The sequence below is a fragment of the Streptomyces pathocidini genome, from assembly GCF_001418495.1.
Lineage (GTDB): Bacteria > Actinomycetota > Actinomycetes > Streptomycetales > Streptomycetaceae > Streptomyces > Streptomyces pathocidini.
Genome location: NZ_LIQY01000002.1, coordinates 1 through 11647, shown reverse-complemented (window position 1 = coordinate 11647; position 11647 = coordinate 1). Strand labels below are relative to the sequence as shown.

Annotated in this window: 11 protein-coding genes; 3 read left to right on the top strand and 8 right to left on the bottom strand. The window is 71.7% G+C overall.

The genetic code is table 11. From position 1 onward, the window contains the following. Positions 1 to 511: 511 nt before the first annotated feature. The 4 genes from AOK16_RS00270 to AOK16_RS00255 all read right to left on the bottom strand — a co-directional run bounded on the left by AOK16_RS00270 (position 512) and on the right by AOK16_RS00255 (position 4595). The gene (locus AOK16_RS00270) at positions 512 to 1792 is read right to left on the bottom strand and encodes a DUF6986 family protein (RefSeq protein ID WP_055470147.1); all 1281 of its coding nucleotides are present in this window, start codon (positions 1790 to 1792) and stop codon (positions 512 to 514) included. Positions 1793 to 1959: 167 nt separating this feature from the next. Continuing rightward, entirely contained in the window at positions 1960 to 2922 is a 963-nt protein-coding gene (locus tag AOK16_RS00265) for an electron transfer flavoprotein subunit alpha/FixB family protein (protein ID WP_055470146.1), read from the bottom strand. A gap of 108 nt (positions 2923 to 3030) precedes the next feature. Then, on the bottom strand, positions 3031 to 3816 hold the full coding sequence (locus tag AOK16_RS00260; protein ID WP_055470145.1) for an electron transfer flavoprotein subunit beta/FixA family protein: 786 nt from the start codon (positions 3814 to 3816) through the stop codon (positions 3031 to 3033). Positions 3817 to 4031: 215 nt separating this feature from the next. Then, positions 4032 to 4595 (bottom strand): flavin reductase family protein, encoded by a 564-nt coding sequence (locus AOK16_RS00255; protein WP_055470144.1) that lies wholly within the window; start codon positions 4593 to 4595, stop codon positions 4032 to 4034. A gap of 452 nt (positions 4596 to 5047) precedes the next feature. Here AOK16_RS00255 and AOK16_RS00245 point away from each other — a divergent pair, with 452 nt between their 5' ends. Further along, on the top strand, positions 5048 to 5764 hold the full coding sequence (locus tag AOK16_RS00245) for a lysophospholipid acyltransferase family protein (protein WP_055470142.1): 717 nt from the start codon (positions 5048 to 5050) through the stop codon (positions 5762 to 5764). Positions 5765 to 5923: 159 nt separating this feature from the next. Here the strand turns inward: AOK16_RS00245 and AOK16_RS00240 are convergent, their stop codons facing one another. The 3 genes from AOK16_RS00240 to AOK16_RS00230 all read right to left on the bottom strand — a co-directional run bounded on the left by AOK16_RS00240 (position 5924) and on the right by AOK16_RS00230 (position 9308). Next, the gene (locus AOK16_RS00240) at positions 5924 to 6991 is read right to left on the bottom strand and encodes a threonine aldolase family protein (RefSeq protein ID WP_055470149.1); all 1068 of its coding nucleotides are present in this window, start codon (positions 6989 to 6991) and stop codon (positions 5924 to 5926) included. A gap of 26 nt (positions 6992 to 7017) precedes the next feature. After that, complete coding sequence (locus AOK16_RS00235) at positions 7018 to 7773, bottom strand: SDR family NAD(P)-dependent oxidoreductase (protein ID WP_055470148.1); 756 nt, start codon at positions 7771 to 7773, stop codon at positions 7018 to 7020. 116 nt (positions 7774 to 7889) lie between these two features. Continuing rightward, positions 7890 to 9308: a DUF6421 family protein gene (locus AOK16_RS00230; protein WP_055470141.1), complete on the bottom strand. Its 1419-nt coding sequence runs from the start codon at positions 9306 to 9308 to the stop codon at positions 7890 to 7892. 210 nt (positions 9309 to 9518) lie between these two features. On the opposite strand from AOK16_RS00230, the gene AOK16_RS00225 reads away from it, so the two are divergent. Then, positions 9519 to 10202, top strand: a complete 684-nt coding sequence (locus AOK16_RS00225) for a glycerophosphodiester phosphodiesterase (RefSeq protein WP_055470140.1) — start codon at positions 9519 to 9521, stop codon at positions 10200 to 10202. Positions 10203 to 10339: 137 nt separating this feature from the next. Here the strand turns inward: AOK16_RS00225 and AOK16_RS00220 are convergent, their stop codons facing one another. Beyond that, positions 10340 to 10888: a GNAT family N-acetyltransferase gene (locus AOK16_RS00220; protein WP_055470139.1), complete on the bottom strand. Its 549-nt coding sequence runs from the start codon at positions 10886 to 10888 to the stop codon at positions 10340 to 10342. 148 nt (positions 10889 to 11036) lie between these two features. Here AOK16_RS00220 and AOK16_RS00215 point away from each other — a divergent pair, with 148 nt between their 5' ends. After that, positions 11037 to 11423, top strand: a complete 387-nt coding sequence (locus AOK16_RS00215) for a VOC family protein (RefSeq protein WP_055470138.1) — start codon at positions 11037 to 11039, stop codon at positions 11421 to 11423. Positions 11424 to 11647 lie beyond the last annotated feature (224 nt).

Sequence of the window (11647 nt, the reverse complement as noted above, 5' to 3'; positions counted from 1 at the left end):
CCCGAGGCTCAGGCGAACTCCCGCCCCCAGCGGACGCGCTGTAGTCGCCGACGGCCGCCCTCATGCCGGCCTCGTTGCCCGCCCCGTCATAGGACTTGGCGGTGCGCCACACCTCACAGTTGTACTTGCCGCCGCCGACGCCGTGGCACACCGGGGCCGGGGGCGGGTTGCCGCCGCTGCCGCTGGCCGAGCCGCCGGAGTCGACCCCGCCCTCACCGCGACGGCGATGTCGTCGGCCTTCTTGCCCGGCCCTCTACCGTTCATCACCACCGCGGCCGTCACCCCGCCCGCGACCAACACAACCGCCGCGGCCACGCCCTAGCGCCCGGCGAGCAGCCGCCCCGCGCCACCGTTACCGTCGGCCGCGCCCTGGTACCCGTTCTCCCCCGATGACACGCCGCCCCACTCCTCGCCGCGGCCTCACAAGGCCGCTCTCACAAGGCCACTCCTACGCGGCCGAATCCGCGGACCACAGCCTAGGGGGCGCTCCGAGGTGCTGGGGGCTCCGGGCTCAGTGCTTGGTGGGCCGACCCGCCAGCCGGTCCAGTTCGAGCCGGGTCAGCCCGGTGAGGCGTGCCACCTCGGCGACGTCGACCGCCCCGCAGTCGAGCCCGCGCAGCAGGTAGCCGCTCAGCGCCTTCGCCGTGGCGGGCTCGTCCATGACGTCGCCGCCCGCGCGGTTGACGTACGCGGCGAGTCGGGCCGCGGCCTGCTCCAGGCCTTCGCGGTAGAAGGCGTAGACGGCGGCGTAGCGGGTGGGCAGGTGGCCGGGGTGCATGTCCCAGCCCTGGTAGTAGGCGCGGGCCAACGACCGGCGTACGAGCCGGTGGTGCAGCCGCCAGGCGTCGTGGACCCGTGAAGTGGGGCCGACGGGAAGGACGTTGGTGGAGCCGTCGGAGAGCCGTACGCCGGTGCCCGCGGCAGCGACCTGCATGACGGCCTTGGCGTGGTCGGCGGCGGGGTGGTCCATGGACTGGTACGCAGCGCTGACGCCGCAGGAGGCGCTGTAGTCGAACGTGCCGTAGTGCAGCCCGGTGGCGCGCCCCTCGGCGGCGTCGATCATCCGGGCGACGGTGGCCCGGCCGTCGGGGCCGAGGATGGACTGGGTGGTCTCGATCTGGATCTCGAACCCGATCCGCCCCGATTCCAGCCCGCGGGCCTTCTCGAACTCCTCGCAGAGCCGCGCCATCGCGGTGACCTGCTCGGCGTAGGTGACCTTGGGGAGGGTGAGGACGAGTCCTTCGGGCAGGCCACCCGCCTCGGCCAGTCCGGTGAGGAAGATGTCGAGCGTGCGGATGCCCCGGTCGCGTACGGCGGCCTCCATGCATTTCATGCGGATGCCGATGTACGGCGGCGCGCTCCCCTCGGCGCACGCCCGGGCCACCAACCTCGCGGCGCGCGCGGCCGTTTCGTCCTCCTCGGCGTCGGGGCGCTGCCCGTAGCCGTCCTCGAAGTCGATGCGGAGGTCCTCGATCGGTTCGTGTGCGAGCTTGGCGCGCACCCGCTCGTAGACCGGTTCCGCGAGGTCGTCGGCCAGCTCCAGGACGCCGGCCAGGGTGGCGGCGTCGGGGGCGTGCCGGTCGAGTGCGTCCAGTGCCTGGTCGCCCCAGGAGCGGGCGGTGTCGGGGGCGAAGGCGTCACCGGGGACGTAGACGGTGTGCACGGGCTGGCGGGTGCCGGAGTCGCCGGGGAAGCGGCGGGCGAGTTCCGCGTCCACGCCGGCGAGCGCGGTCCCGATCTCCTCGCGCACCGCGCCCGCGAGGCTGGTGGCCACCGTCTCGTGCTGCCCCATCCGACTACCTCCAGGCTCGCCCCAATGAAATCAACAATCTGTTGAACGACGCTATCCGCGCCCACCACCGAGGTCAACACCCTCGGTGCCCGTAGAGCCGCTTCCACTGTCCACGCACCGGGCCCCCGTACGCACGGCGTACGGGGGCCCGGATGGCGCGTGGCGGCTCAGCCCTTGCGGGACTTGACCTCCTCGGTCAGCTGCGGCACGACCTGGAAGAGGTCACCGACGACGCCGTAGTCGACGAGGTCGAAGATCGGGGCCTCGGCGTCCTTGTTGACGGCCACGATGGTCTTCGAGGTCTGCATGCCGGCGCGGTGCTGGATGGCACCGGAGATACCGGCCGCGATGTAGAGCTGCGGCGAGACGGACTTGCCGGTCTGGCCGACCTGGTGGGTGTGCGGGTACCAGCCCGCGTCCACGGCGGCGCGGGAGGCTCCGACGGCGGCGCCGAGCGAGTCGGCCAGTTCCTCGACGATCGAGAAGTTCTCGCCGCCGCCCAGGCCTCGGCCGCCGGAAACCACGATCGCGGCCTCGGTCAGCTCGGGGCGGCCGGTGGACTCGCGCGGGGTGCGGGAGACGACCTTGGTACCGGTGGACTTCTCGCCGATGGTCACGGCCAGCTGCTCGACGGTGCCGGCGGCCGGGGCGGCCTCGGGCGCGGCCGAGTTGGGCTTGACGGTGATGACCGGGGCGCCCTTGGTGACGCGGGACTTGGTGGTGAAGGCGGCGGCGAACACCGACTGGGTGGCCACCGGGCCCTCGTCGCCGGCCTCGACGTCGACGGCGTCGGTGATGATGCCGGAGCCGACGCGGACCGCGAGGCGGGCAGCGATCTCCTTGCCCTCGGGCGAGGACGGCAGGAGTACGGCGGCCGGGGACACGGCGTCGTACGCGGCCTGGAGCGCGTCGACCTTGGGCGCGACGAGGTAGTCGGCGAACTCCGGGGCGTCGGCGGCCAGGACCTTCACCGCGCCGTACTCGGCGAGCGTCGCGGCTGCCGCCTCGGCGCCGGCGCCGAGGTGGACGGCGACGGGCTCGCCGATGCGGCGGGCGAGGGTCAGCAGTTCGAGGGTCGGCTTGCGGACGGCACCGTCCACGTGATCGACGTAGACGAGGACTTCAGCCATGGGATTGCTCTCCTGCGGATGCGAAGTGTCTGGGGGCGGTCGGTGGTTGGCGAAGCTCGGGTCTCAGAGGCTCAGGCCTTGGATGAACTTCCGGCCCGCGAGGCTGCGTCAAACGAACTTTCGCTCCGCGAGGAAGGCCGCAAGCTGCTTGCCACCCTCGCCCTCGTCCTTGACGATCGTGCCGGCGGTGCGGGCGGGGCGCTGCACGGCCTCGTCCACCGTGGTCCAGGCGCCCTCGAGGCCGACCTGCTCGGCCTCCAGACCGAGGTCGGAGAGGTCCAGGGACTCCACGGGCTTCTTCTTGGCGGCCATGATCCCCTTGAAGGAGGGGTAACGGGCCTCGCCCGACAGGTCGGTGACGGACACGACGGCCGGGAGGGAGGCTTCCAGCTGCTCGGTTGCGGCGTCGCCGTCGCGGCGGCCCTTGACGACGCCGTCCTCGACGGAGACCTCGGACAGCAGCGTCACCTGCGGTACGCCGAGGCGCTCGGCGAGGATCGCGGGGAGGACGCCCATCGTGCCGTCGGTGGAGGCCATACCGCAGACGACCAGGTCGTAGCCGATGTGCTCGATGGCCTTGGTGAGTACGAGGGAGGTGCCGAGCGCGTCGGTGCCGTGCAGGTCGTCGTCCTCGACGTGGACGGCCTTGTCGGCGCCCATCGAAAGTGCCTTGCGCAGCGCGTCCTTGGCGTCCTCCGGGCCGACGGTGAGCACGGTGATCTCCGCGTCGTCGGCGTCATCGGCGATCTGGAGGGCCTGCTCGACGGCGTACTCGTCGAGCTCGGACAGCAGGCCGTCGACCGCGTCGCGGTCGGTGGTCAGGTCCTCGGCGAAGTGCCGGTCGCCGGTGGCGTCGGGCACGTACTTCACACAGACAACGATCCTCAAGCTCACGACCGGCTCTCCTACTGCATCGTCATTTCCGAGCTGCCTTCGTGGTGGCAGCATAGGCGCCTTTCGGGGCGGAACGCGGCTTGGGCCGCCCGCGAACCGACCCGAATATTACTCGTCAGTACAGCCCTGGTTTTCCCCGTGTGCAAGGCCGGTGAACTGTGACGTTGCCAACGGCCGCGCATTCGGCCGGGCCGGCCGCCGCCCGGCCCGGCGGCTCAGTCGCGCAACGCGGTGAAGCGGCCCTGGTGGTAGAGGAGCGGGCGGCCGGAGCCGTCCGCGTCCCAGCCCTCGGCGTCGCCGGCGAGGACCCCACCGGCGCCACCGGTGAGGACTTCGGCCAGGACGAGCCGGTGGTCGCCGGCCGGTATGCGGGCCGCCACCCGGCAGACCAGCCAGGCCTGTACACCCTCCAGCACCGGCACCCCGTACGGGCCCCGGCGCCAGCGGGTGGGCGGCGCGAAGCGGTCGGCGCCGCTGCGGGCGAAGGTGGCGGCAAGCTCCCGCTGCCGCTCGTCGAGGATGTGTACGCCGACGTGCTCGGCATCGGCGAACACGGGCCAGCTGGAGGAGCCCGTCCCGATGCCGAACGAGAGCAGCGGCGGCTCCGCGGCGACGGAGGCGAGGGAGGTGGCGGTCAATCCGGCGGGGCGGACGCCGTGGGCGGTGATCACGGCGACGCCGGCGGCGTGGCGGCGGAAGGCCGATCGGAAGAGGTCGGTGGCGGCGGGGTTCTCGGTGACCGGTCGGGGCTGGGTGCCGCGATCGTGCGTGGCCGTCATGGAGTTGTCCTTCTGTGGAGAGTGCCGGGCCGGGGGCGTCGTTGCTCAGAGGCTCGGACAGCGCGCGCCGGCATGCCGGACGAGATCGATGTACACCCGCCCGTAGAGGACGTGCACCCGCCCGTGGAGAAGGAAGCCGGACCACATGCCGTCAGCGTGACGAGAGGTAAAGCGCGACGTCAAGTACCGTCCGGGATATGGGAGAACCGTCACCTCGGCCCGGCAGCCGGGCTGATCCACCCTCATACCGCCTCCCCGAACGCCGCGATGGCGTCCGCCTCGCGGCTGTCCCGAGGCGCGGCGTGCGGACGTGATGAGAGTCTCCCCCTCCGCGGGCCGCCTGGACTGGCCTAGTCCCGGTCGATCAGGCACGATCGGCCGAAACCGTAAAACCTACGGCCGCGTAACTTCACCGGGAGAGCCCTCCCCAGGCCGCGTAGAAGGGTCCCCGCATGGCAGAGCTCGTCTATCCGCCGGTCATCGGCGCCGCACGCACGATGTTCAAGGCACTCGACCTGCGCTTTGACATCAAGGGCACGGAGCACATTCCGCGGCACGGTGGAGCGGTGCTGGTGAGCAACCACGTCGGCTATCTGGACTTCGTCTTCTGCGGGTTGACCGCCCTGCCCGCCAAGCGGCTGGTGCGGTTCATGGCCAAGGAGTCGGTGTTCCGGCACCGCGTCTCCGGACCGCTGATGCGCGCGATGAAGCACATTCCGGTGGACCGCAGGCAGGGCGAGCACGCGTACGCGCACGCGCTGTCCGCGCTGCGCTCGGGCGAGATCGTCGGGGTCTTCCCCGAGGCGACCATCTCGCCCTCCTTCACACTGAAGAACTTCAAGTCGGGTGCGGCGAGGATGGCCCAGGAGGCGGGGGTTCCGCTGCTGCCGATGGCGCTGTGGGGCACCCAGCGCCTGTGGACCAAGGGCCGCCCGCGCAACCTGGGCCGCAACCACATCCCGATCACGGTGCGGGTCGGCGAGCCGATCGACGCGGACCCCGCGGAGACCGCACTGTCCGTCACCGACCGGGTCCGCACCCGCGTCCAGGAACTGCTGGAGGCCTGCCAGCGCTCCTACCCCGTACGCCCCAAGTCCCCCGAGGACACCTGGTGGATCCCGGCCCACCTGGGCGGCACGGCCCCGGCCCCGGCGAGCGCCCGCGACTGAGCCGGGCTCGCCGGCCCTCGGGCGGCCACCGCCACAACTCCACCCGGCCGACGGCCGGTCAAGGCTTTCGGGACGCCCCCGACCGCGGCACATGATGCGCGGCCGGGGGCATTCCTGTACGGGCGTCGGGGGCGTCCCTAGTACGGGCGCGGTGGGCGGCTAGCGCTTGCCCATTTCCTCGGTCAGGGCCGTCGTGAAGGAGTCGACGTCCTGCTCTGTGGTGTCGTAGGAGCACATCCAGCGGACGAGGCCGGCCGGCTCGTCCCAGAAGTAGAAGCGGAAACGCTTCTGCAGGCGCTCCGCGACATCGTGCGAAAGCCGGGCGAACACCACGTTGGCCTCGACGGGATGGGCGATCTCGACACCGTCCACCGCCCGTACCCCCTCGGCCAGGCGCCGGGCCATCGCGTTGGCATGCGAGGCGCTGCGCAGCCACAGGCCGCCCGCGAGCAGGGCCTCGAACTGCACCGAGATGAAGCGCATCTTGGAGGCCAGCTGCATCGACAGCTTCCGCAGGTGCTTCATGGCCCGCACCGCGTCCGGGTTGAGCACGACCACGCACTCGCCGAACAGCAGGCCGTTCTTGGTGCCGCCGAAGGAGAGCGCGTCCACGCCCGCGTCCGTGGTGAAGGCGCGCAGCGGAACGCCCAGCGTGGCCGCCGCGTTGGCGATCCGCGAGCCGTCCAGGTGCACCTTCATGCCGTGCTCGTGGGCGTGGTCGCAGATCGCCCGGATCTCCTCGGGCGTGTAGCAGGTGCCGAGTTCGGTGGACTGGGTGATCGAGACGACCTGCGGCTGCGCGCGGTGCTCGTCGTCCCACCCGTACGCCTCGCGGTCGATCAGCTCGGGGGTGAGCTTGCCGTGCTCGGCCTCCACGGTCAGCAGCTTCAGGCCGCCGACGCGCTCGGGCGCCCCGCACTCGTCGACGTGGATGTGCGCGCTGCCGGCGCAGATCACCGCGCCCCAGCGCTCGGTCAGGGCCTGCAGCGCGACGACGTTCGCGCCGGTGCCGTTGAAGACCGGGAAGACCTCGGCCCGCGGCCCGAAGTGGGCCCGGAACACCTCCTGAAGGTGTGCGGTGTACACGTCCTCGCCGTACGAGACCTGATGGCCGCCGTTGGCCAGGGCTATGGCGGCGAGGATCTCGGGGTGCACGCCCGCGTAGTTGTCGCTGGCGAAGCCGCGCAGCCCTGGGTCGTGGCGGCGCTCGGCGTCGGTGGTCGCCATCCCTTCGGTCGCGTCGGCGTCAGAGGTCACGGTTGCGGGGTCAGCCACAGGCGGTGTCCGTTCACTTCCTCGGCGGGCCGGTCCCAGACGCCGGTGATGGCCTCGGCCAGGTCCTTGACGTCCGTGAAGCCCGCGAACTTCGCGTGGGGGCGCTCGGCGCGCATCGCGTCGTGCACCAGCGCTTTCACCACCAGGATCGCAGCCGCCGCATGGGGGCCGTCCTCGCCCCCCTCCTTGCGGAAGGCGTCGGCCAGCGCCAGGGTCCAGGCCTCTGCCGCGGCCTTGGCGGCGGCGTAGGCGGCGTTCCCCGCTGTGGGCTTGCTGGCCCCGGCGGCGCTGATCAGCACGTAGCGGCCGCGGCCTCCGCGCTGGAGGGCGTCGTGGAAGGCGAGGGAGGTGTGCTGCACGGTCCTGATCAGCAGGTCGTGCAGGAGGTCCCAGTCGGCCAGCGGGACGTCCGCGAACGTCTTGCTGCCGCGCCAGCCGCCCACGAGATGGATCAGCCCGTCGACACGGCCGAACTCCTTCTCGGTACGGTCGGCCCACTGGCGGGTCGCGTCGAGGTCGAGCAGGTCGACGGTCTCGCCGGTGACGGTGGCGCCGCCGTGCGCGTAGCGCGCCTCGTCCACCGCCTCGGCCAGCCGCGCCGGGTCCGCGTCGGAGGCCACGACGACGGCCCCCGCCTCGGCCAAGCGCAGCAGGGCGGCCCGGCCCGCGGGGCCGGCCGCACCGGCCACCGCTACGACCGCCCCTTCGAGGTTCCCTTTGCCGTTGCCTGCCATCCGCGCCGCCACCTCTCCGGACTGCTCGTCCACCGCCACCTCGCTCTGCCGCTCCACCACCGCGTCCGCCACCTGTCCCGGCCTCGGCCTCGGATGCGCCACCTCAGGGCTCCGGCTCACGCGGCGACCCCGACGGAGCCCACGGAGCCCTGCTCCGGGCCGTGGGCGGTGATGCCCCTGGTCGAGGCGATGACACCCTTGAGCTTCTTGGCGAGTGCCTCGTAGAACATGCTGAGCGGAAACTCGTCCGGCAGCACCTCGTCCACGAGCTTGCGCGGCGGCTGGGTCAGGTCCAGCGCCTCGGGGCCCTTGGCCCAGGTGGAGCCGGGGTGCGGGGAGAGGTAGGTCGCGACCAGGTCGTAGGCGGCGAACCAGTGGACGAGTTTCGGCCGGTCGATCCCGTCCCGGTACAGCCGCTCGATCTCGGCGCAGAGCTGGTTGGTGACCTGCGGGGCGCGCTCCCAGTCGATGTGCAGGGTGTTGTCCGTCCACCGCACGACCTCGTGCCGGTGCAGGTAAGCAAAGAGCAGCTGGCCGCCGAGGCCGTCGTAGTTGCGCACCCGGTCGCCGGTGACCGGGAAGCGGAACATCCGGTCGAAGATCACCGCGTACTGCACGTCGCGGGCCTGGGCGACGCCCTCGGCCTCCAGTTTCACCGCTTCCCGGAAGGCCGTGAGATCGCAGCGCAGCTCCTCCAGGCCGTACATCCAGAACGGCTGGCGCTGCTTGATCATGAACGGGTCGAACGGCAGGTCGCCGTGGCTGTGCGTGCGGTCGTGGACCATGTCCCACAGCACGAACGCCTGCTGGCAGCGATCCTGGTCGGCGACCATCTCCCGGATGTCCTGCGGGAGTTCGAGCCGCAGGATGTCGACGGCAGCCGCGGTGACCCGGCGGAACCTGGCGGCCTCGCGGTCGCAGAAGATGCCGCCCCAGCTGAAGCGCTCGGGGGCCTCTCGGACGGCGATGGTCTCGGGGAAGAGCACGGCGGAGTTGGTGTCGTAGCCGGCGGTGAAGTCCTCGAAGGTGATGCCAAGGAAGAGCGGGTTGTCGAAGCGGGTGCGCTCCAACTCGGCCAGCCAGTCCGGCCAGACCATGCGGAGCACGACGGCCTCGAGGTTGCGGTCGGGGTTGCCGTTCTGGGTGTACATCGCGAAGACGACCAGGTGCTGGCGGCCGTCGGCGCGCTCACTCGCGGGCCGGAACGCCAGCAGGGAGTCGAGGAAGTCGGGTACGCCGAAGCCGCCGTCCGCCCAGCGGCGCAGGTCGGCGACGAGGGCGCGGTGGTAGTCCGCGTCGTGCGGCAGCAGCGGGGACAGCTGCTCGATGGCCGATATGGCGCGGTCCAGGGCCAGTTCGACAGTGGCGCGGGCGGGGGCGCCCTCGGCGGCGAAGTCGATCGAGCCGTCCCCGGACTGCCAGGGCCGGATCTCCTCCACGGCATCCTTGAGCACGGGCCATGCCGGGTGGTCGATCACGCGCTCCGAGGTCGGAGCCGCACCATCCCCGAGATCCTGCACAAGAATTTCCGTCATCACTCACCTTCCACGGGAGAACCTCGCGTTAAGACACCGTATTCATAGGAGTATCTGCGACACAAGCGGTGTTGCCGAAAATTCTTCCACTCCACACCGGGTTTAGCCGCAGTTTTTCCTGTCGTGAGTCTTCTGGCGCGGCATGGACAGGGGACCCGAACCAGCCATTAGGCTGCGGCACTGCCCGAACGCCCCCGAATGGAGACAGTTTTGACCTTTCTCACCATCGGACACCGCGGAGTCATGGGTGTCGAGCCGGAGAACACGCTCCGCTCCTTCGTGCGCGCCGACCGCGAGGGCCTGGACGTCATCGAGCTCGACCTGCACCTGAGCAAGGACGGGGCGCTCGTGGTGATGCACGACGCGGACGTGGACCGGACCACCGACGGCTCGGGCCCGATCGCCGACCGCACTCTGGCCGAACTGCGCGAGCTGGACGCGGGCGAGGGCGAGCGCATCCCGGTATTCGAGGAGGTCCTGGCCGCGGTGAAGGCGCCGCTCCAGGCGGAGATCAAGGACGTGGCGGCCGCGCAGGCGCTCGCCGAGGTCATGCACCGCCGCGCCCTGGTGGACCGGGTCGAGGTGATCTCCTTCCACGACGAGGCGCTCGCGGAGGTCTCCAAGCTGGTGCCGGGTGTACGGACCGCCCTGGTGGCGAGCCGCTACGGCACGGACGTCGTGGACCGCGCGGTGGCCTTGGGGGCCGGGGCGGTCGTGCTGAACATCCGGCGGCTGACCCTGGAGACCGTGGAGCGGGCCCACAAGGCCGGGCTGAAGGTCGTCGGGTGGGTGGTCAACACCCCCGACCACGTGCGGCTGGTTCGCGCACTGGGCCTGGACGGGGCGACCACAGACTTCCCGGAGATCAAGCGGACGAGCCGCTTCACTGCGTAGTCGACGGCTTCACGGTGTAGCCGACAGCTTGGCGGGCGTAGCCGACGGGCCACAGGGCCCGGCCGAGTCCTGTGGAGCCTGCCCGCCGGCCCTCAGGGCAGGCGGCTGCGCCTCGGCTCCGGCCGCCGGGCCCGGGGTCAGACGAGTTTCTTGACCAACAGCTCGAACTGGAGGTCGTCGCGGCGCGGGACGCCGAACCGCTCGTCGCCGTACGGGAAGGGGCTCAGCTCGCCGGAACGGCGGTAGCCGCGCCGCTCGTACCAGGCGATGAGGTCCTCGCGGGCGGAGATCACGGTCATGTGCATCTCTCGCGCCCCCCATTCCTCGCGTACGACCCGCTCGGCCTCGGCGATGATCACCTTGCCGAGGCCGGCGCCCTGGAGCCGGGGCCGTACGGCGAACATCCCGAAGTACGCGTGCGTGCCCCGGTGTTCGAGCTGGCAACAGGCGACGAGCTCGCCGTCCTGCTCGACCACGACCATCCGGCTGTCGGGGCTCTTGACCACGGCCGCGACCCCTTCGGGGTCGGTCCGCTGCCCGTCGAGCAGATCCGCCTCGGTGGTCCACCCCGCGCGGCTGTCGTCGCCCCGGTAGGCCGACTCGACGAGCGCCACGACCGCCGCGACGTCGGCCTCGGTCGCCTCGCGGAACGTCGGCTGGGCGGGGCGCGGCAGGGCGGTGTCCATGCGGCTCGGGTCCTCTCGTCACGGCGGGTCTCCGAGGCTAGCAAGCCCGCCGAAAGGGCTTGCCGCGAGGATCACCACGTACCGGGCCGTCCGGGCCCACCGAGCCGGGCGGTACGTGGCCGGGCCGGGCGGTGACTAGGGTGCTGGCATGGTGCACGTACTGAGCGGGCGGACTCTGCTGCGGCCCACGGACCCCGAGCGGTCCCGGGCCTTCTACGGGGAGGCACTGGGGCTCGCGGTCCACCGCGAGTTCGGCACGGGGCCGGAGCGGGGGACGGTGTACTTCCTCGGCGGGGGCTTCCTGGAGGTGTCGGGCCGCTCCGAGCGGCCACCCGCGCCCGGGCTCCAGCTGTGGCTCCAGGTCGCGGACGTGGCGGCGGCCCATGAGGAGCTGGTGGCGCACGGGGTGGAGATCCTCCGGCCGCCGGTCCAGGAGCCGTGGGGGCTCATCGAGATGTGGATCGCCGATCCGGACGGGGTGCGGATCGCGGTGGTCGAGGTCCCGGCGGACCATCCGTTGCGCTACCGGCCTTGAGGTTCCCCACCGTTCCTGAAGCCTCGGACCTGCCCTGAGTTGCTCCGTCGGCGCCGATCGGTTCACGGGCCGAGGACTTTCCCGATGCGGGGCCGCGGCATGCGCTCCCCCGTGTGCGTCCGTGCGCTCCCGTGACGGCCGCTTCCCGCGGGCATCTGTCCGTCGTGGCCGTTTGCCGCCCTCGCTGTGCGCCGGGGCGGCCAGGCGGCCGGGGAGGATCGGCG

Excerpts from the sequence above, each read along its gene's own strand:
- AOK16_RS00230 (WP_055470141.1), bottom strand. The coding sequence starts at position 9,308 with ATGACGGAAATTCTTGTGCAGGATCTCGGGGATGGTGCGGCTCCGACC.
- AOK16_RS00235 (WP_055470148.1), bottom strand. The coding sequence starts at position 7,773 with ATGGCAGGCAACGGCAAAGGGAACCTCGAAGGGGCGGTCGTAGCGGTG.
- AOK16_RS00265 (WP_055470146.1), bottom strand. The coding sequence starts at position 2,922 with ATGGCTGAAGTCCTCGTCTACGTCGATCACGTGGACGGTGCCGTCCGC.
- AOK16_RS00240 (WP_055470149.1), bottom strand. The coding sequence starts at position 6,991 with ATGGCGACCACCGACGCCGAGCGCCGCCACGACCCAGGGCTGCGCGGC.
- AOK16_RS00245 (WP_055470142.1), top strand. The coding sequence starts at position 5,048 with ATGGCAGAGCTCGTCTATCCGCCGGTCATCGGCGCCGCACGCACGATG.
- AOK16_RS00220 (WP_055470139.1), bottom strand. The coding sequence starts at position 10,888 with ATGGACACCGCCCTGCCGCGCCCCGCCCAGCCGACGTTCCGCGAGGCG.
- AOK16_RS00215 (WP_055470138.1), top strand. The coding sequence starts at position 11,037 with ATGGTGCACGTACTGAGCGGGCGGACTCTGCTGCGGCCCACGGACCCC.
- AOK16_RS00255 (WP_055470144.1), bottom strand. The coding sequence starts at position 4,595 with ATGACGGCCACGCACGATCGCGGCACCCAGCCCCGACCGGTCACCGAG.
- AOK16_RS00270 (WP_055470147.1), bottom strand. The coding sequence starts at position 1,792 with ATGGGGCAGCACGAGACGGTGGCCACCAGCCTCGCGGGCGCGGTGCGC.